We start from the raw sequence: 19183 nt of genomic DNA on the forward strand, positions 1-19183 counted from the left end.
TTCTCCGAACCGCTACTCGACCGCGAGCGCCATGTCGTCGCGGTGCACCATCTCGGCCCGCCCCGCATAGCCCAGAATGGCCTCGATGTCGCGCGACGAACGTCCCGCGATCGCGACCGCATGGTCGGCGTCATAGGCCGTCAGCCCCCGGCCGATCTCGCCGCCGTCGGGGCCGCGCATCAGCACGGCGTCGCCGCGGGAGAATTCGCCTTCGACGCGCACCACACCCGCGGGCAGGAGGCTGCGGCCCAGCCGGATGGCCCTGGCGGCGCCGTCGTCGAGATGGAGCACGCCCTTGGGCTCCAGCGAGCCGGCGATCCACTTCTTGCGCGCCGCGACCGGGTTCGACGGCGTGGGGAACCACGTGCAGCGCGCGCCGGCCGCGATGGCGCCCAGGGGGTTCTTGACCCGTCCGTCGGCGATCACCATGGCGGCCCCGCCGGCGGTGGCGATCTTGGCGGCCTCCACCTTGGTGCGCATGCCGCCGCGCGAATACTCGGACGCGGCGCCGCCGGCCATCGCCTCGACTTCGGCCGTGATGCGCGGCACCACCGGGATGAGCTCCGCCGCCGGGTCCAGATGCGGCGGCGCGGTGTAGAGCCCGTCGATGTCGGACAGCAGCACGAGCAGGTCCGCGCCCGCCATCGTCGCGACCCGGGCCGCGAGCCGGTCATTGTCGCCGTAGCGGATCTCCGACGTGGCCACCGTGTCGTTCTCGTTGACGACCGGGACCGCGCGCAGCTCCAGCAGCCGGCCCAGCGTGGCGCGGGCGTTGAGATAGCGCCGGCGCTCCTCCGTGTCCCCCAGGGTCACGAGGATCTGCGCCGTCGTGATCCCCTGATGGCCCAGCGCTTCGGCCCAGCTGCGGGCGAGCGCGATCTGCCCGACGGCCGCAGCCGCCTGGCTCTCCTCCAGCTTGAGGACCCCGCCGGGAAGCCTCAGGACGGTGCGGCCCAGCGCGATCGCGCCCGAGGACACCACCAAGAGGTCCGTCCCGGCCCCGTGCAGCCTGCCGATGTCCTCCGCCAGCGCGGCCAGCCACGCATGCTTCAGGCGGCCGCGCTGCTGGTCCACCAGCAGGGACGACCCCACCTTCACGACGATGCGCCGGAACTGCTCCAGCCTCGGCGCGACGGGAGCCGGCTGGAGGCCCTCGGCTCTCATGGCCGCCATTCCGCCGGCCCGGCGACCGGCTTCTGGCGCTGGGCCTCGTCCAGACGGGCGGCGTCGATGATCTTCAGGAGCGCTCCCAGCACCTCCTGCACGCCCTGGCCGGTGGCGGACGAGAGCAGCAGGGGCTCGCGCTTGGCCGCCCGCTTCAGCCGGGCCCTCTGCTCCTTCAGCATCTCGGGCGTGAGCGCGTCGACCTTGGTCAAGGCCACGATCTCGGGCTTCTCATCGAGCCCGTGCCCGTAGGCCTCCAGCTCGCCGCGGATCACCTTGTAGCTCTTGCCGGCGTGTTCGCCCGCGCCGTCGACGAGGTGGAGCAGCACCTGGCAGCGCTCGACATGGCCGAGGAACCGGTCGCCGAGCCCCTGCCCCTCATGCGCGCCCTCGATCAGGCCCGGGATGTCGGCGAGCACGAATTCGCGCCCGAACACGCTCACCACGCCGAGCCCGGGATGCAGGGTGGTGAAGGGGTAGTCGGCGATCTTGGGCCGCGCCGCCGTGACGGCCGCCAGGAAGGTCGACTTGCCGGCGTTGGGCAGCCCGACGAGCCCGGCGTCGGCGATGAGCTTCAGCTTCAGCCAGATCGTGCGCTCCTGGCCCTCCAGGCCCGGATTGGCGCGGCGCGGCGCGCGGTTGGTCGAGGTGGTGAAATAGGCGTTGCCGAAACCGCCATTGCCGCCCTTGGCGAGCAGCACGCGCTGGCCGATCTCGGTCATGTCGGCGATCAGCGTCTCGCCGTCCTCGTCGAAGACCTGGGTGCCCTTCGGCACCTTCAGCACCACGTCCGCGCCCTTGCCGCCGGCGCGGTTCTTGCCCATGCCATGGACGCCGGACTGGGCCTTGAAGTGCTGCTGGTAGCGGTAGTCGATGAGCGTGTTCAGCCCTTCCACGCACTCCGCCCAGACGTCGCCGCCCTTGCCGCCGTCGCCGCCGTCCGGCCCACCGAACTCGATGAACTTCTCACGGCGGAACGACACGGCCCCGGCGCCGCCATTGCCGGATCGAATGTAAACCTTGGCCTGATCGAGAAATTTCATGCCGAACCGATACCGGACGGCAAGGCCTCGGGCAATGGCCGAAGCGCTCTAGCGTCCGCGCCGGATCCGCAGCTCCACCGTTCCCACCTTGAAGAACAGGAAGGACAGGTCCGCGGTGTTGAGCACCTCGCGCGGTCCGGTCTTGCGCAGCAGGTCGGCGAAGCGGATGTCGTAGCTCGAGCCGGACTGGGTCTTCACCCGCGCCGTATAGCTGAGGCGGACCGCGTCCCCGTCCTGCCGGATGTCGGCGGTCCCGATCACGTCCTCGCGCACGCCCGAATAGGCGCCGGGACCCGTGCGGGTGAACCGCCATGTCTTGCGGTCGCGCTCGCCGTCCGAGTAGACGAAGTCCTCCCGCAGCACCAGCGTGTCGCCCTCCTGGCGCCCGAACATCCGGACCTTCAGCCCGCGCGTGGTCCCGTCCCGCGTGTTCCTGAACACGCCTTCGGCGGTCAGCGGCCCGCGGAAGAACTCCTCCAGGAGCAGCGGCCGCGGAGCGGAGGAGGAAACCTGGCGGTTGCGCGCCTCCGCCCCGCCGAACGGGGCCGAGAGGCCCGCCAGCGCGAGGGCGGAGATGGTCAGGACAAGGCGGCGGCAGGTCATGCGGCGTCTCCGGTGGCGGGCGCCTCAGGGCGGCCTCCACCCCTATACGGACGGGACGGCGGCGCGGAGCCGCGGCGCGCCGCCGCAGGCCTGACGCGAGAACGCCCCGGCGGGCGGCCGGGGCGTTCAGGGCGTGTCACGCGAGCCCTACAGGCAGGCGACGGTCTCGGCGGGAGGCGGGTCGGCCTCGCGGCTTCTGTAGCGCGGCTCGCCCCAGCCCTTCAGGCTGCGCCAGACCTTGCGGTCCAGCCTGAACCGGTCGACCGGGAAGAGCCCGCCGCGGGCCTTCATCTCGACGAGGCCGGAGCTCTCATACGAGAAGCCGCACTTGCGCAGCACGCGCTGCGAAGCCGGGTTGGTCACCCGCGTCTGCGCCGTGGCGGCCTCGACCTCCGTGAGGGTGAAGACAGCGTCGACGACGGGCTGCAGGGCCTCGGTGGCGTAGCCCTTTCCCCAGTGCTCGGTCGAAAAGGCGTAGCCGACCACGGCCGTCCCGTCCGGCTCGAACCGGGCGTTGACGAAGCCGACAGGCTCCCGCGCGCCCCGGTTCAGCGTGGCCAGCAGGGTCAGCTGCGCGCCCGCCGCGTTGCGCGACCGGGCGTCGAAGATCCAGGCTTCGGCGGCGCCGGGCGGATAGGGATGCGGGATGTTGGCCGTCATGTCCGCCACCTCTTTGCGGGCGGCGATCCGGGCTACGCCTTGAGCGTCGCTCGCCCGTGGCCAGCGCAGCCACAGGCGGCGCGTCTCGAGCCTGAAAACGTCGTCGCGGGTGATCTCTGGGAACATGACCGAGCCTCCGGTCCGAGTGAGAGTCACGCTGAATCGTGACCCGGATACGACGAAGGGAGAGCGGCTTCCCACTCTCCCCGGTCGATTCCCAGGATCTCTCCTGGCTTTCTCGGATTTCGGCTCGCTGTCGCGACTTGAGGAAATCCGCCGGGTCTCGTGGGATCCGGCGGAGGTCCTTCGTCTCGACCTACGCCGTCATTCTGCTGCTTCTTGAGCTCGTACGACCACGAAAATTCGGTCGTTGGCTTTGTTCTGATACTCGACCGTGCCGGCGGACGTCGCAAAGAGGGTATGGTCTTTGCCCATGCCGACATTGGAGCCGGGATGCATCTTAGTGCCGCGCTGACGCACGATGATGTTGCCCGGAACGACGCGCTCGCCGCCGAACTTCTTCACGCCAAGGCGGCGGCCAGCCGAATCGCGTCCGTTGCGCGAGGAACCGCCTGCTTTTTTGTGAGCCATGGTACTGCTCCGTAACCGTTGCGGGCTTTATACCCGAAAATTCTGCTCTGGTCAGGCCCGGGATCGCGATCCGGCCCGCCTGCGTCTCGAACCGCCGATCAGGCCTTGGCCGCCGGCTTCGCCCCGCCCGTGAGGATCTCGGTGATCCGCACCACGGTCAGGTCCTGCCGATGTCCGCGCTTGCGCTTGGAGTTCTGGCGGCGACGCTTCTTGAACGAGATGACCTTGGGGCCGCGGGTCTGCTCGACCACTTCTCCCGCCACCGTGGCGCCGGCGACGATCGGCGCGCCGACCTCCCCGTCCACCATCAGGACCTGGTCGAACGAGACCGCATCGCCGGCTTCCGCGACGAGCTTCTCGATGGTGATGACGTCGTTGGCGGCAACCTTGTACTGCTTGCCGCCGGTCTTGATGACTGCGAACATCGTTTTTGTCCTCGTGTTCGATCCGGCTCTGCCCGCCTCAGGCGAACGGCCGTCTTCTTATGCAGCGATCCGGCGTGGACCTTGGGCGCCGCGCGCTCCTGCGGGAAACTCTCCCCTGGCGCGTGCAGCACGAAACCGCGCGCAAGCCCGGGAGCCGCGCGCGAAGCGGTCTGGCTACACGCGGGCCAGCGCGGTGTCAACCCGAGCCGCCCCTCGCGGGCCGTCCGGCTCCGTCCGGGCGATCGGCCCCCGTCGGCTCGAGGGTCGCTTCTGCCGCTTGTGGAACACAAACGCCCATGCTATCTGCCCCGCCGACCACCGGGGCTCTGGCCCCGCGGCGGCGGGCCCAGCCCGTTCCGACACCTCGGCTCGCGGAGAGGTGGCAGAGTGGTTGAATGCACCGCACTCGAAATGCGGCATGGGTGCAAGCCCATCGGGAGTTCGAATCTCCCCCTCTCCGCCACGTCTTTCTTCGAAAGCCTGTTTTCGACTCAGGGCCGCTCGTCGAGCCTATCGGGCGCGGCCTGATCGCATGGCTGCGGTTCCGGCCGGCTTCACGCTTCAGCCTGGGCCTGCGCGGCGGCGCGCGGGCGCCGTGGGGAACTGCTTTCATCGAGCCGTGTTCTCCGGCGGAAGGAGACTCGACGATGGCCGATGGATCGAACAGGCGCGGCGGGCGCATCGCCGCCCGGCGGAGCGGACGGTGCTTGAGCGAGAGGCCGCGGACGGCCCGCAGGCGGCCCGCGGCGGCGGCGCGGCGGGTCGGCGGGTGGGGCGCGGCGGTCCGTTGAGCAGCCCTGTCGAGCCAGGCGAGGCCGAAGGACTGAGTTCGGTCCTGCACCGGAACATCGAAGCGCTCCGCCGCCGGCGGGAGCGCGACGTCAAGCAGGCGGACTGGCAGGCGCGGCTGGCCGAACGCATCACCCGCTTCAGCGGCAGCATGGTGTTCGTCTATTGCCACCTGGCCGCGCTGACGATCTGGATCGCGTGGAATGTGGGGCTCATCCCCGGCCTGAAGCCGTTCGATCCGTCATTCGTGATCCTGGCCACCGAGGCTTCGGTCGAGGCCATCTTCCTCTCGACCTTCATCCTGATCAGCCAGAACCGGGCCGCCGCGGCGGCGGATCGCCGGGACGATCTGGACCTCCAGATCAATCTGCTGGCCGAGCATGAGATCACCAAGCTCCTGCAGCTCACCGCCGCCATCGCCGATCGTCTCGGCGTTCATGGCGCGAAGAGCCCGGCGCTGGCCGAACTCAAGCAGGACGTCGCGCCCGAGGCGGTCCTGGACAGGCTGGAGGAGGATCGCGCCGAGGACGCGCGATGAGGGACGGCGGGAAGAAGGCCGCAAAAACAAAGGAACCGCCTCTGTTCGAGGCGGTTCCGGATCTCTCCTGCGCGACGCTCAGAACTTGTAGTTCACGCCCACGCGGATCACGCCGGCGTCATTGTTCTTGCCCGAGCTGACCGTGACCGGAACGCGCGCGGCGGTGTAGACGAGGTTCCCGTCATTGTTGCCGCGATCGATGTTCACGTAGAGGCCTTCGATCTTGGCCGTCCAGTTCGGGGTGAAGGCGTATTCGAGACCGCCGCCGATGGTCCAGCCGGCCTTCACGTTGTCGTTGTCGTTGAAGAAGCCGCCGCCGCCGAAGCCGGCATAGGCGAGACCGCCCGTCACGTAGAACAGGGCGCGGTCGAACGCGTAGCCGATGCGGCCGCGCACCGTGCCGAAGATGTGGTTCGAGCTGCCGCGGCCGACGCCGTACGGGGTGCCGAACGCATCATAGTAGACGATGCCGAAATCATTGTGATGACGGCCGAGGTCGGCGTAGTCGATGTCGGCCTCGACGCCGGCCACGAAGGAGCCGAACTGCCAGTTGTAGCCGGCCTGCACGCCGCCGACGAACCCGGAGTTGTCGCCCGAGCCGAACGACGTGGCGATGCCGGTGCGCGTGTTCAGGAAGGTCACGTCCCGGCTGTTGGCGAAGGCTCCGCCGGCGTTCAAGCCGACATAGAAGCCGGTCCAGGTGAACACGGGAGCGTAGACGACCGGAGCGGGAGCCTCGTATTTGCGGCTGGGCAGGTCAGCCGCGAAAGCACCCGACGCCGCCAGGATGCCGGCCAGTGCAAGAGGAAGAGATCGCATCACAGGGAACTCCGTTGTTGGAGTGCCCATTTGCTCCTAAAAGTTGCATCGTGGCTAGCGCAAAAGAGCAACAGGCGCCGTCCTTTCGGCCAGAGTCGAAGGCTTCGCTTGCCAGCGCGGAGGCTTTGGATGACAATCCCCGTCGTCTTCTTCCGGCTTGAGCTCCCGAGGAGGATGAAAACGGTCGCCGTTTCGCATCCGGCGGCCGTTTTGTTAAGTGACGACTTTCGGGGTGCGTCAGCGCCCCCTTGCGAATGCTTGATGAGAAGCGCGGAGTCGTCGAGCGACGGGTCGTCGCCTCGCGGCGACGACCCGACTGTCGGCGACGCCCAGGAGGGCGAGCACGGCGGACCAGCTCAACGCCCGCGTCACGGGCCGGTTCACGCCGGCTTGGACGCGGCCTTGGCGGCCTCGAAGGCGTCCCGGTACCCGCGCGCGATGGAGCGGACTCCCCGCCCGATATCGTCATAGGCCTCGTCGGGCAGGTTCGCCAACGAGACCCTCAGCGACCAGTCCGGAGCCGAGAAGCCGCCTCCGTTCAGGAGAACGATGCCGTGGGCTTCGGCCAGGCGGAACGCCAGGTCGAGCGGATGCACATGCGTCTTCAGATAGTCGACCGCCTCGTCCCCGATGTTCTTGCGGGCCCAGAACTCGAAGTCGATCAGGCCATAATAGGCGTCGAAGTTCGGATTGGGGGCGAGTTGCAGCCCGAGCCCTTCGATCAGGGCCCGCGCCCGCCGGTTCACGATCTCCACGCAGGCCTTCTGATAGGCCTTCGAGGCGTCCATCATCTCCGACAGCGAGAACAGGCTCATCATGACCTGCTGCGGCAGGGACAGGCCGGCCGTGTGATTGAGAGCCACGTCGCGGCTGTCGGCGACGATCCGGTCGATGAATTTGAGCTTGCGCGGCTCCAAGGTCAGGGGGGAGTAGCGCTTGTCGAGCGCCTCGAGATCGGCCGCAGGCCGCTGCGAGATCATCGTGTCGAAGATGTTGTCCTCGTGGACCGCGATGACGCCCAGCCGCCAGCCGGTGCACCCGAAATATTTCGAATAGGAATAGACGCCGATCGTATTGTGCGGAAGTTCGCCGAGCAGGGACCTGAAATCGTCGACGAAGGTCCCGTACACGTCGTCGGTGAGCAGCATCAGGTCCGGGCGCTTGGTCTTCACCAGCGTGGCGATCTTGGCGATCGTCTCCTTGCTCATCGCCATTCCGGTCGGATTGCCGGGGTTCACGACGAAGAAGGCCTTGATGGACTTGTCTTCCAGCTTGGCGATTTCCTCGTCGGCGTACTGGAAGCGGTTTTCCTGCGGCGCTTTGATCTGCACCATCTTCAGGTCGTAGTCTTCCAGGTGCGTCATCTCGAGATAGGGCGTGAAGATCGGCGTCCCGAGGGCGATGGTGTCGCCGGGGCGCAGGAGCCGATTGGCCTTCAAGGACTTGAAGATGTAGCACATCGCGGCCGTGCCGCCCTCGACCGCATAGAGGTCGAACTTGCCGGAGGGCCGCGGCTCGCCGCACATCGCCCACATCAGATACTCACGCACGATCCGCTCGTTGTGGACGAGCATCCGGTCGGGCACCGGATAGTTGTCGCCGATGATCGAGTCCACCAGCTCATGGACGAACGCGTCGCGGTCGAAGGCGAACGTCTCCTCCGCGAAGCGGACCATCGCGGCGAGATGGTCGGCGCCTGGCATGCCCGCATGCTCGGCGAGCCAGGTCTCCAGCCGCGCCGCCACGCCGCTGGCCTGCGGCATGCCGCCGAGGCCGGCGGGATGGTCCATGACCCGCCTGCTCTCGGTCAGAGCGAACAGCCCGAGAAGAAAGAAGGCCTCGCGCGGCTTGGTGGCGACCCAATTCGGGTTGCCCCGGCCGGCGTTGAGGAAAGCCGACTGCGTGGTCCGCGACGTCGCCTTGGCGAGGCTGATCAACTCGTCCTTGATCTCGAAGGGGCTGAGAGCTTCGAATTTCCTCAACGTGAGGATGTCGGCCATGGTCGCCTCCCTCGGCGCCCGGTCCGGGGCCGCCGCTTGATGACGCGGCAGCATGGGCGGCCGGCTCGACGGCTTGAAGTATCTTACTGTTACGCGGAGCCGGGCGCGCGTAGCTCTGGTCCGCGGGGCGAGCCGCGGCCCTATACCGTAAGATACTCAAGGTTGAGGCGTGACGAGCCTATGCTGCCTGGGTTCATGGGCCTTGCTTGACGAGCCGCCGGCGCGTCGCCGCAGGCTCCGGAGCGAAGCTGATGCTCGCTCCGCAGACCGGGATAGGGGGACAGCACATGAGGACGGCGCTCACCTGGGCCATGGGGGCTTGCGCTCTCGGGGCGACGCTCTCGTCCGGCGCGCCCGCGCAGTCGGCGGGCGAACTCTCGGGCGCCTATGTGGGACCCGGGCAAAGCTGCGATGACATCTTCGTCACCCGCAACGGCAAGACCAGCTTCAAGGCGCCGCGCAACGCCTTCAGTTCCGCGATCCTGATCCAAGGCGGGCGGCTGAGCACGCCGCTCGCGACCTGCAAGATCGGCCGCTCGTCCAGGGACAAGGCCGTGATCACCCTCAACCTGAACTGCACCAACGCCCTGTCGCCGGAAGGCGTGAAGGCCTATGTGCTGCGCAGGGACGACGGGGCCCTGGTGCGGCTCTCCGGCCCCAACGAGACGGGCGGCGAGACTTACGAGCGCTGCGGCCGCTGAGGCCCGAGGAGCGCGGGCCCTTGGCTCCATCGTCCGGTTCAGCTCTCAGGCGTCGGCGCCGCCGTCACGGGGCCACGAGCGTCACGATGATCGAGCCCCATGTCGTGAGCAGGATGTGGCCGATGGGAACGGCCGGCGTGTAACCGAGCACCGCGACGGGGCTTCCGGAGCGCTCCTGGACCGCCGCCATCGCCGCCGTCATGGTCTGGGCGCCGGCGATCGCGCCCAGCACCAGAACGAGGTTCATGCGCAGGACGAAGCACCCGAACAGCAGGCTGATGATGGGCGGCGCCAGGGTCACGATCATGCCGCCGAGGAGCAGCCCGACCCCCACGTCGGCCACGGCCTGGAAGAAGACGGGGCCCGCGTGCAGACCGGTCATCCCGACGAAAGCCGCCAGGCCGAGCGACGTCATCAGGTTGACGGCTCCGTCCGGGATGCGACCGAACAGAGGCAAGCGCGTCCTCAGATGCCCCACCACTAGGCCCGCCAGCAACGTCCCGACGCTCGTGCTCAGCGAGATCTTGAGCCCGGCGATGGGGAAGGTGACGAGGACGCCGACAAGCCCGCCGAGGAAGATCGCCAAACCGAGCACCACGAAGTCGGTGGAGTCGACGGGAGCGACCACCACGCCCAGGCGCGCCGCCACGGCCGCGACCACGTCCTCCGGCCCCACCAGCCGGACGACGTCGCCCTTTTCCAGGACCACGCCGGGCGCGATCGGAACTAGCTCCCCGCCTCTGCGGACCTCACGCAAATAGATCCCGCGCGCCCAATCCTGCCGGGCGATCTCGGCGAGGCTGGCGCCAAGCGAGTCGGACTTCTGGATCAGCACGTCGACCGACGCCACGGGCATGTCGAGGAGCTCACGATCTTCGACCTCCTCGGCCCGCGCGCCGACCTGTTCGACGATGGTTTCGCGGCGCCCCGAAATGGCCAGCACGTCCCCGGGCTGGAGAAGCAGATCCGGTCGGGCCGGCAGGAGCGCCGCGCCGCGCCGGACGCGCTGGACGAACAGCCGGTGCTCGCTGACGCCGCTCTCCGCCTGCGCCACCGTGAGGCCGGCCAGCGGAGAACCCTCCCGGAGAGCATAGGCGCGGACCTCGAAACGCCTCCACGCCGAGGCGACGCCGGAGGCCTGGCGCGTGATGCCCAGGGATTTCTCGAGGGCCAGCGCTTCCTGGCGGAGATCGGCGCCCATCAGGGTGGGCGCCACGATGCTGCAGAACAGGATCAGCCCGGCCGTCCCGAACACGTAGCAGACGGCGTCCGCCACCGCGATATGCGCCACGTAGCGGGCCCGGTCGGCCTCCGGGATCGCCAGGGCGTTGATCGCCTCGGTGGCGGTCCCCATCGCGGGGCTCTCCGTCAAGGCGCCGGACAGGAGGCCCGCCGCGAAACCCGGGTCGAGATGCAGAAAGCGGGCGACGGCCACGGCCGCGGCGAGCCCGCTGAAGGCGCTCACCAGCGCCACCAGGACGGGCTTCAGCCCATCCCGGCGCAGGGCCTGCAGGAATTGCGGCCCGACCGAGTAGCCGATCCCGAACAGAAAGAGCAGGAACAGGAAGGATTTCGTCATCGCCGAGATCGGCGGCTCGGCGAAGCGCCCCACCGCGATGCCCGCCAGGAGGGAGCCGGTCACCGGTCCCAGCCCGATGCCCGCCACCTTGAACCCGCCGATCCAGTAGCCGGCGCTGATCACCAGGAAAAGCGTCAGCTCGGGATATCGCACGAGGAAGTCGTGGAACCAGGCGAGCACGGCGTCCACTCCGAACAGATCCAGGTTCTGGCGCCAGCCAGCACGGCTTCATCATGGGTCCGCAGCTCGACCGCCGGCAGTGTCTTACTGTAGCTCGGCCGATCGCGGCCGCGATCGGCGCCGTCCTGGTCTCGACCAACCTGGCCTGCGTGGTCCGGCGGTCCGGGAGAGGCCCGCAGCCTTACAGTAAGATACCTGCCCGCAGCCCGCCGAAGTGCTTTGATCACGCAAGCGCTTCGAGAGAGCGGCCCGCCCATGCCACAGCGATGCGTCAACGCCCCTGCGATCGCTCTTGCATCGGCAGGCCACGACGCGGCCAGGACGGCGTCGGCCCGCGTGGCCTGCCTTCGGCCCGAGCTCCCCCGGAAGTCACCCGGCGTTCAGCGAAAGGGAGATCCCAGATGTTCAAGGCAATCGCGATCGGCGTCGCCGTAGTCGGCCTCGGCTTGACTTCGGCTCAGGCCCAGACTGCCTCACCTTCCGCAGCCTCGTCCGAAAGGCTCAGCAGCGCCGATCTCAGCGCCATCCTGGACGCCCGGGTGGCGGCGACCAAATTCGCCCTGCAACTCACCCCCGAGCAGCTGAAATTGTGGCCTCCGGTCGAGGAGGCGATCCGCTCCAGGGCGGCCGTCCGCCACATGCGGATCGCCAGGCTGCAATCGGGGCAGTGGGAAGAGGCCGGCGTCGTCGAGCTGATGCGGCAGCGGGCCGACAACCTCATGCAGCGCGGGGCCAGCTTGAAGAAGCTCGCGGACGCCTGGCAGCCCCTGGCCGCAACGCTGACCGAGGAGCAGAAGCATCGCTTGGCGGTCCTGGCCCTCTTCGTGCTCCGCGAAGCGCGGGAATTGCTGCCTCGCAACCGGTCGTCCGACAGTTGGGAGGACGACGGCGAGGAGTGATCGCGCGTTTCCGGCGCGCTGCGATCGAATTTGCCGGGTTCACGCCTGTGCGGCCCGGCCTTTCGGGAGTGGAGGTCGTGATGAAGAAGCTTGCTGCTTGCGCCCTCGCGGCCGTGGTCGCGCAGGCCCTGCTCGTCGCGTCGCCCGCGTCCGCCCAGTGGCGGGGCGGCGGGGGACACTGGGGCGGCGGATGGGGCCATGGCGGATGGGGGCATGGCGGATGGGGGCACGCCGGGTGGGGCGGCGGTTGGGGAGGGTGGCGCGGCGGCGGCTGGGGCTGGGGAGCCGGGCTTGCGGCGGGGCTGACCGGCCTCGCGATTGGCTCCGTCCTGGCGAGCCCCGCCTATGGCTACGGCTATCCCTACGACGGTCTGTATGACGGCGCGGGCTATGACTGGGACCCGTATGTCGCTGACCCCTATTACGGAGTCAGCTATGCGCCCGTCTATGCGGCGCCCCGCGTGGTGGTCGTTCGCAGAACCTACTACGTCCCGCGCCGGGTCTACCGGCGGCACGCCTATTGGGGACCGGCCTACTACCCTCGCGCCGCCTACCGGACAGCCTATGTGAGGCATGCGGCCTGGCGCGGCCGCCGCTACTGGCGCTGACGAGGGGCGCGGGCCCGCCGGAGGGGACGGGCCCCGCTCGCCCGACGGCGGCGCGCCTCTCAGGCGGCGCCGCGGCTGGCGGTGCGGAGCCTCTCGGCGTAGACGTTGATGATCAGGGCGGCCAGCAGGATGAGGCCGCGGATCAGGATCTTCAGGAAGCTGTCGATGTTGACGTGGTCGAGGCCGTTGTTGAGCACGCCGAGCACGAACAGCCCCAGGATCGTGTTGCCGATGCCGCCGCGCCCGCCGAACAGGCTGGTGCCGCCCACCACCACGGCCGCGATGGCGTCCAGCAGGTAGCTGTCGAACTCGTTCTGCTGGGCGCTGCCGAAATAGGCCACGCCCAGCATGCCGGCGACGCCGGAGCACACCGCCGAGATCACCAGCGCCGCGCCCACCACAAGGCCCGCATTGACGCCCGAGTTCTCGGCCGCCTCCCGGTTGCCGCCGACCATGTAGACGTAGCGGCCGAAGCGCGTGTAGGTCAGCGTCACATGGGCGACCAGCAGGAAGAGGGCCGCCACGATGACGATCCAGGGCACCCCCAGGAACGATCGGGAGCCCAGTGTGGCGATCAGCGGCGGCACCGAATAGGCGATCTGGCCGCGCACCAGCAGGGCGCTGACGCCCGCGCCGATCTGCATCATCGCCAGCGTCATGATGAAGGACGGGATCCCGATCCGGGTCACCCCGAACGCCGTCACGAGGCCGAGGAGCGCACAGGCGGCGAGCGCCAGCAGGATGGCGGCGAAGCCCGGCAGGGGCAGGTTCGCGATGTTCACGCTGGCGTCCTGCAGGGTGAAGAACGCGACCACGATGCCGGTGGCGTTCGCCACCGCCGCGACGCTGAGGTCGATCTCGGCCGTGAGGATCACGAAGGTGAGCCCGACCGCGATGATCCCGGTCACCGAGACCTGCTGGAGGATGTTCCAGACATTGCCGACGGTCGCGAAGGACGGGCTCGCGACCGAGAAGAACAGCACCAGGAACAGCAAGGTCAACAGGGGGGCGATGTTGCGCAGGCGCTGGGCCAGCCAGCCGCCGGCGCGCTGGGCGAGGGGAGACCGGCTTGCGGGTTTCGTCGTCGCGTCCATCGATGGGGTCCCCTGGGCAGGCTCGAAGAGGTGGGCGGTCCGGCCGGGCGCGCCGGGAGGGCTAGGCGGCGGCCAGCAGGTCCTCCTTGGAGACGCCGCGCTCGGCGAATTCCTGGACGATCTCGCCCCGGCGCAGAACCACGATGCGGTCCGCCATGGAGAGCACCGTCTCGGGCTCGGTCGACAGGACGATCACGGCGATGCCCTGCTCCTTGAGCGAGCGCACGATGCGCACGACGTCCTCCTTGGCGCCCACGTCCATGCCGCGCGTCGGCTCGCACAGCACCAGCACCCTGGGCGGGCGGGTGAGCCAGCGCGCCAGCGCCACCTTCTGCTGGTTGCCGCCCGACAGCGCGCCGAGGCGGGTCTCCGGCCCGGGCGCGCGGATGTTCAGGGCCTGGATGTGCCCCTTCGCGATGGCGCGCTCCCGGTCCGGCTTCAGCCAGAGCCGCGAGATCGTCTCCAGGATCGAGATCGAGACGTTGCGATAGATCGGCTCCTCGCCGAACAGCATGGCGCGCCGGCTTTCCGGCACGAAGGCCACGCCGGCGCGCTTGGCGTCCGCCGTGTTGCCCAGGCGGACCGCCTTTCCGGCGATGCGGATTTCGCCTCCGCCCGGCTGCAGCTTGCCGAAGAGCGCGCGCGACAGCTCGATCTGCCCGCAGCCCATATAGCCGTAGACGCCCAGCGCTTCGCCGGCCCTGACCTGGAAGCTCACGTCCCTGAAGGCGGGCGCGTGCGTCAGCCCGATCGCCTCCAGAGCCACGGCCGCGCCGCCAGGCCCCGCGAGGCGCACCGTCCCGGTCCAGCTCTCCTCCAGGTCGGCCGCGTGCGGGCCGATCATGCGGGCGATCAGCCAGCCCTTGTCGGTGGCGGGAGACACCCGCTCGGTCACGACCTTGCGGCCGTTGCGGAACACCGACACCACGTCGGAGACGCGCAGGACGTCGTCCAGGAAATGCGAGATGAAGACGATGCTGCGGCCCTCCTGCCTGAGGCGGCGCAGGACGCCGAAGAGCCGCTCCGTCTCGGGCGGCGACAGGGCCGAAGTCGGCTCGTCCAGGATGATGAGCTCCGCCCCGGAGAAGAGCACCCGGCCGAGCTCGACGAGCTGCTGCACGCCGATGGGCAGGAGCCCGGCCGGCGCGTCGACGTCGACGTCCAGCCCGAGCCGGGCGAGGAGATCGCGCGCGCCGCGCCGCATCGCGCCCCAGTCCACCAGCCCGAAGCGGTTGGTCGGCTGCGCGCCGAGATAGACGTTCTCGGCCACGCTCAGGTCCGGCGCGATGCTGAGCTCCTGGTGCACCATGCCGATTCCCGCCGCGAGCGCGTCGCGGGAGCCCCGGAACCGGGTCTCCCGCCCGCGCACGCGCATGACGCCGCCGAAGTCCGGATGGGCTCCGGCGATGATCTTCATGAGCGTGCTCTTGCCGGCGCCGTTCTCGCCGACCAGGCCGTGGATCTCGCCCGGCGCGAGCGCCAGGTCGACGTCCCGCAGCGCCTGGACGCCGCCGAACGCCTTGGAGATGCCGACCAGTTCCAGGATGGGCTCGACCGCCATGGCGCGGCGCCCGTCAGATCAGGAACTGCTCTTCCATCCAGGCCATCCCGGCCGCGTTGGCCTTGGTGACCACCGGCCCGTCGGTGATGATGTGCTTGGGGATGTCGGTTCCGGTCTTGGCGCCGTTCATCACGGCCGCGACGCCCGCGATGATCGCGCCGCCATGGATGCGGCAGGAGGGGTTGCGCACCGTCGCGAACATGCGCCCGTCGCTCACCGCCGCGATCGCGGGCGGCATGGCGTCCACGCCGCCGATCTTGATCTCGGTGCGCCCTTTCGCCTTCATGACGTTGTAGGCGGCGAGCGCCATGTCGTCGTTGTGGAAGAAGGCCGCGTCGATCTTGGGGTACTTGGTGAGGTAGGATTCCCAGAGCCGCACGGCCTTGGTGACGTCCCAGTCGGCCGGCTGCGTCTCGAGCACCTCGATCTTCGGGAACTTCTTGACCACGGAGTCGAAGCCTCGGGCCCGGCCCTGCGCGCCGGTGTGCCCAAGGGCGCCCTGGGTCATGATCACCTTGCCCTCGCCGCCGATGGCGTCGACGAGCGCCTGCGTGACGGAGGCGCCCATGAACTCGTTATCGGGCGCCAGGAACGTATGGACGTTGATGGAGTCCAGCGGGGCGATCAGCGTGTCCATGTCGATCACGGGCGTGCCGCCCTCGATCATGCGGTTCACGGGCGCTGTCAGCGTGCCGATGCCGAAGGCCTGGATGGCGACGAAGTCCCATTTCTGGGAGGCCATGTTGTCGATGGCGGAGCGCTGCTTCACGGCGTCGAGCTGGCCGTCGAACCAGGTGACTTCCACGTTGAAGAGCTTGCCCCAGTATTCGGCGGCCTGCTTGCCCTGGGCGCACCACGTGGCCTGAAGCCCGGCGTTGGAGAAGGCGGCCTTCAACGGCTTGCTGGACCGGCCCGCCTCCTTGGCCATCGCGGCCGCCATGAACGGGCTCACCCCCATGCCGCCGAAGAGCGCGGCGGCCCCTGCCGCCGCCGCAGAACCGAGCATGAGGCCGCGCCGGGACGCCCCGACGGTATCGTCTTGGGTCATGGTTTCCTCCACTGAGATCCGGACCTTTGCGGCCTGGTATCGGGAGTGAGGCTGGCACGGCGCACAGGCCGAGTCACGGGCGATCTGTGGACGGCGCGGCTGCTCCACGCGCCGCGCATTGCGCACGCCGGTCCGCGGCTCGCGCCCCAGGGCGCCGCGCCCTGCAGGCCATCGGACGGACGCGGCGGCTCAGCCGCGCAGGCCGGGCGCCTCCTGGCCCGTGCGGGCGACGTATTCGGCGTAGCCGCCGCCATACTGGTGCACGCCGTCCGGGGTCAGTTCGAGCACTCGGTTGGACAGGGCGCCCAGGAAATGCCGGTCGTGCGAGACGAACAGCATGGCGCCCTCGTAGTCGGCCAGCGCCGCGATCAGCATCTCCTTGGTGGCCATGTCGAGATGGTTGGTGGGCTCGTCCAGCACCAGGAAGTTCGGCGGGTCGTAGAGCATGCGGGCCATCACCAGCCGGGCCTTCTCGCCGCCCGACAGCACGCGGCACTTCTTCTCCACGTCGTCGCCGGAGAAGCCGAAGCAGCCGGCCAGCGCCCGCAGCGAACCCTGCCCGGCCTGCGGGAAGGCGTCCTCCAGGGACTGGAACACCGTGCGCTCGCCGTCGAGGATCTCCATCGCGTGCTGCGCGAAATAGCCCATCTTGACGCTGCCGCCCAAGGCCACGGAGCCGTCGTCCGGCGCCGTGGAGCCGGTCACCAGCTTCAGGAGGGTCGACTTTCCGGCGCCGTTGACCCCCATCACGCACCAGCGCTCGCGGCGGCGGACCTGGAAGTCCAGCCCGTCATAGATGCGGCGGTCGCCATAGCGCTTGCGGACCTTCTTGAGGCTGACGACGTCGTCGCCCGAGCGCGGCGCGGGCGGGAAATCGAACGACACCGTCTGCCGGCGCTTCGGGGGCTCGACCCGGTCGATCTTCTCCAGCTTCTTGACGCGGCTCTGGACCTGCGCGGCGTGGGAGGCGCGCGCCTTGAAGCGCTCGATGAACTTGATCTCCTTGGCCAGCATCGCCTGCTGGCGCTCGAACTGCGCCTGCTGCTGCTTCTCGTTGAGCGCCCGCTGCTGCTCGTAGAACGCGTAGTCGCCCGAATAGGTGGTCAGCGAGCCGCCATCGATCTCCACGATCTTGTTGACGATGCGGTTCATGAACTCGCGGTCGTGCGAGGTCATCAGGAGCGCGCCCTCATAGCCCTTGAGGAACGCCTCCAGCCAGATCAGGCTTTCGAGGTCGAGATGGTTGCTGGGCTCGTCCAGCAGCATCACGTCCGGCCGCATCAGCAGGATGCGGGCCAGCGCGACGCGCATCTTCCAGCCGCCCGACAGCGCCCCGACGTCGCCGTCCATCATGGCCTCGGTGAAGCTCAAGCCGGCCAGGACCTCGCGCGCCCGGCCGTCGAGGGCGTAGCCGTCGAGCTCCTCGAAGCGGGCCTGGACCTCGCCATAGCGCTCGATGATCTCGTCCATGCGGTCGGCCTGATCGGGGTCCGCCATGGCGGCCTCGAGCGCGCGAAGCTCCGCCGCCACGACGCTGACCGGCCCCGCGCCGTCCATCACCTCGGCGGCGGCGCTGCGGCCCGCCATCTCGCCGACGTCCTGGCTGAAATAGCCGATGGTGACGCCCCGATCGACCGCCACCTGCCCCTCGTCGGGCGCCTCCTGGCCGGTGACCATGCGAAACAGCGTCGTCTTGCCCGCGCCGTTGGGGCCGACGAGCCCGATCTTCTCGCCCCGCTGGAGCGCCGCCGACGCCTCGATGAAGAGGATCTGGTGCCCGTTCTGCTTGCTGATGTTCTCGAGTCGGATCATGGGGCTCGCGGGACCTGTCTTCGTGCAGGGCCGGCTTAGGGCATGTCGGCCCCGCGCGGAAGGGCCGAAGAGCCGAAACGGATCGCGGCCGGCCCGTTGACGCGGGGCGATCGCGGCCGAGTTCTATGCGGTGTTCCACCCGAGGAGGCGCCCATGACCCATCCCGTTCTCACATCCGGCGCGGTCGCCGTGGTCACCGGCGGGGCCGGAGGGATCGGCCTTGCGGCCGCGACCCGCTTCGCCCGGCTCGGCATGAGGGTCTGCATCGCGGACGTCGAGTCGGACCGGCTCCGGCAGGCCGCCCTCGACGTGGAGGCGCAGGCGCCGGGCGGCGCGGCGGACGTGATGGCGAGCGCGACCGACGTCAGCTCCCGCGACGCGCTGAAGCGGCTCGAAGCCGACGTCCTGGAGCGGTTCGGAAGCGTCGACCTCCTCATGAACAACGCCGGGATCCAGCCCGGCAGCGCGCTCTTCGGCGACCCGGACGCGTGGCGGCGCATCCTCGACGTCAACCTCCTCGGCGTCATTCACGGGACGCAGGTGTTCGGTCCGGGGATGATCGAGCGCGGCCGGCCGGGGCTCATCGTCAACACCGGCTCCAAGCAGGGCGTCACCACGCCGCCGGGCGATCCGGCCTACAATGTCTCCAAGGCGGGCGTGAAGGTCTTCACGGAGGCGCTGGCGCATGAGCTGCGCAACATCCCAGGCGCCAGGATCAGCGCCCACCTGCTGATCCCCGGCTTCGTCTTCACCGGCCTGACCGCCAAGGGCCGCGCCGTGAAGCCGGCCGCGGCCTGGACGCCCGAGCAGACGGTCGACTTCATGCTCGGCCGCCTGGAAGCGGGCGACTTCTACATCCTCTGCCCCGACAACGACGTCCCGCGCGAGCTGGACGAACGGCGGATCCTCTGGGCCGCCGAGGACATCGTCCGCAACCGGCCGGCGCTGTCGCGCTGGCATCCGGACTACGCGGACGCCTTCGCGGCCTTCGTGAAGGCCGGAACCCCGTCGGGCTGACCGCGAAGAAAGACCGGCCTCGGACGCTGATCCGGCTATGAAGCGCAGGCGA

Annotated in this window: 18 protein-coding genes and 1 tRNA gene; 6 read left to right on the forward strand and 13 right to left on the reverse strand. The window is 69.3% G+C overall.

The features are described 5' to 3' along the window. Positions 1-12: 12 nt before the first annotated feature. From proB to rplU, 6 genes are all read right to left on the reverse strand, one after another. Positions 13-1164 carry a glutamate 5-kinase gene (proB, locus tag ACYVO7_RS09645; RefSeq protein WP_460449625.1) on the reverse strand — a complete coding sequence of 384 codons (1152 nt, stop codon included), beginning with the start codon at positions 1162-1164 and terminating at the stop codon, positions 13-15. After that, positions 1161-2207: a GTPase ObgE gene (gene obgE / locus ACYVO7_RS09650; RefSeq protein ID WP_460449626.1), complete on the reverse strand. Its 1047-nt coding sequence runs from the start codon at positions 2205-2207 to the stop codon at positions 1161-1163. Before obgE ends, proB begins: the two co-directional genes overlap by 4 nt. A gap of 48 nt (positions 2208-2255) precedes the next feature. Continuing rightward, positions 2256-2810, reverse strand: coding sequence for a DUF3833 family protein (locus tag ACYVO7_RS09655; protein WP_460449627.1), 555 nt, complete (start codon positions 2808-2810; stop codon positions 2256-2258). Between the two features lie 147 nt (positions 2811-2957). After that, positions 2958-3596: a GNAT family N-acetyltransferase gene (locus ACYVO7_RS09660; protein WP_460449628.1), complete on the reverse strand. Its 639-nt coding sequence runs from the start codon at positions 3594-3596 to the stop codon at positions 2958-2960. 198 nt (positions 3597-3794) lie between these two features. Beyond that, positions 3795-4061, reverse strand: a complete 267-nt coding sequence (rpmA, locus tag ACYVO7_RS09665; RefSeq protein WP_406855225.1) for a 50S ribosomal protein L27 — start codon at positions 4059-4061, stop codon at positions 3795-3797. Between the two features lie 98 nt (positions 4062-4159). Then, entirely contained in the window at positions 4160-4486 is a 327-nt protein-coding gene (rplU, locus tag ACYVO7_RS09670; protein WP_460449629.1) for a 50S ribosomal protein L21, read from the reverse strand. Positions 4487-4859: 373 nt separating this feature from the next. On the opposite strand from rplU, the gene ACYVO7_RS09675 reads away from it, so the two are divergent. Together ACYVO7_RS09675 and ACYVO7_RS09680 are read left to right on the forward strand one after the other, a co-directional pair. Continuing rightward, positions 4860-4949: transfer RNA gene (locus ACYVO7_RS09675), tRNA-Ser, on the forward strand. 240 nt (positions 4950-5189) lie between these two features. Then, entirely contained in the window at positions 5190-5813 is a 624-nt protein-coding gene (locus ACYVO7_RS09680) for a DUF1003 domain-containing protein (protein WP_460449630.1), read from the forward strand. Positions 5814-5891: 78 nt separating this feature from the next. Here ACYVO7_RS09680 and ACYVO7_RS09685 read toward each other — a convergent pair whose 3' ends face one another. Both ACYVO7_RS09685 and ACYVO7_RS09690 read right to left on the reverse strand, forming a co-directional pair. After that, on the reverse strand, positions 5892-6632 hold the full coding sequence (locus ACYVO7_RS09685; protein WP_460449631.1) for an outer membrane protein: 741 nt from the start codon (positions 6630-6632) through the stop codon (positions 5892-5894). Between the two features lie 380 nt (positions 6633-7012). Next, positions 7013-8632, reverse strand: a complete 1620-nt coding sequence (locus ACYVO7_RS09690) for a bifunctional aspartate transaminase/aspartate 4-decarboxylase (RefSeq protein ID WP_460449632.1) — start codon at positions 8630-8632, stop codon at positions 7013-7015. Positions 8633-8919: 287 nt separating this feature from the next. On the opposite strand from ACYVO7_RS09690, the gene ACYVO7_RS09695 reads away from it, so the two are divergent. Beyond that, the gene (locus tag ACYVO7_RS09695) at positions 8920-9333 is read left to right on the forward strand and encodes a hypothetical protein (protein ID WP_460449633.1); all 414 of its coding nucleotides are present in this window, start codon (positions 8920-8922) and stop codon (positions 9331-9333) included. A 64-nt stretch (positions 9334-9397) separates the two neighbouring features. Here the strand turns inward: ACYVO7_RS09695 and ACYVO7_RS09700 are convergent, their stop codons facing one another. Then, positions 9398-11101 (reverse strand): aspartate-alanine antiporter-like transporter, encoded by a 1704-nt coding sequence (locus ACYVO7_RS09700; RefSeq protein ID WP_460449634.1) that lies wholly within the window; start codon positions 11099-11101, stop codon positions 9398-9400. Between the two features lie 392 nt (positions 11102-11493). Here ACYVO7_RS09700 and ACYVO7_RS09705 point away from each other — a divergent pair, with 392 nt between their 5' ends. Next, entirely contained in the window at positions 11494-11991 is a 498-nt protein-coding gene (locus tag ACYVO7_RS09705) for a Spy/CpxP family protein refolding chaperone (RefSeq protein WP_460449635.1), read from the forward strand. A gap of 80 nt (positions 11992-12071) precedes the next feature. Continuing rightward, positions 12072-12599, forward strand: coding sequence for a hypothetical protein (locus ACYVO7_RS09710; protein WP_460449636.1), 528 nt, complete (start codon positions 12072-12074; stop codon positions 12597-12599). Between the two features lie 59 nt (positions 12600-12658). Here the strand turns inward: ACYVO7_RS09710 and ACYVO7_RS09715 are convergent, their stop codons facing one another. The 4 genes from ACYVO7_RS09715 to abc-f form a co-directional block, all read right to left on the reverse strand. Beyond that, a complete protein-coding gene (locus ACYVO7_RS09715; protein ID WP_460449637.1) occupies positions 12659-13693 on the reverse strand; it encodes an ABC transporter permease in 1035 nt (344 codons plus the stop codon). 61 nt (positions 13694-13754) lie between these two features. Continuing rightward, positions 13755-15254: a sugar ABC transporter ATP-binding protein gene (locus ACYVO7_RS09720; protein WP_460449638.1), complete on the reverse strand. Its 1500-nt coding sequence runs from the start codon at positions 15252-15254 to the stop codon at positions 13755-13757. A 13-nt stretch (positions 15255-15267) separates the two neighbouring features. Further along, complete coding sequence (locus ACYVO7_RS09725) at positions 15268-16302, reverse strand: sugar ABC transporter substrate-binding protein (protein WP_460449639.1); 1035 nt, start codon at positions 16300-16302, stop codon at positions 15268-15270. Between the two features lie 189 nt (positions 16303-16491). Continuing rightward, positions 16492-18114, reverse strand: coding sequence for a ribosomal protection-like ABC-F family protein (abc-f, locus tag ACYVO7_RS09730; RefSeq protein ID WP_460449640.1), 1623 nt, complete (start codon positions 18112-18114; stop codon positions 16492-16494). 153 nt (positions 18115-18267) lie between these two features. Between abc-f and ACYVO7_RS09735 the strand changes: the two genes are divergently transcribed. Then, positions 18268-19131 (forward strand): SDR family NAD(P)-dependent oxidoreductase, encoded by an 864-nt coding sequence (locus tag ACYVO7_RS09735; protein WP_460449641.1) that lies wholly within the window; start codon positions 18268-18270, stop codon positions 19129-19131. Positions 19132-19183 lie beyond the last annotated feature (52 nt).

It is taken from the genome of Alsobacter sp. SYSU BS001988, from assembly GCF_054796215.1.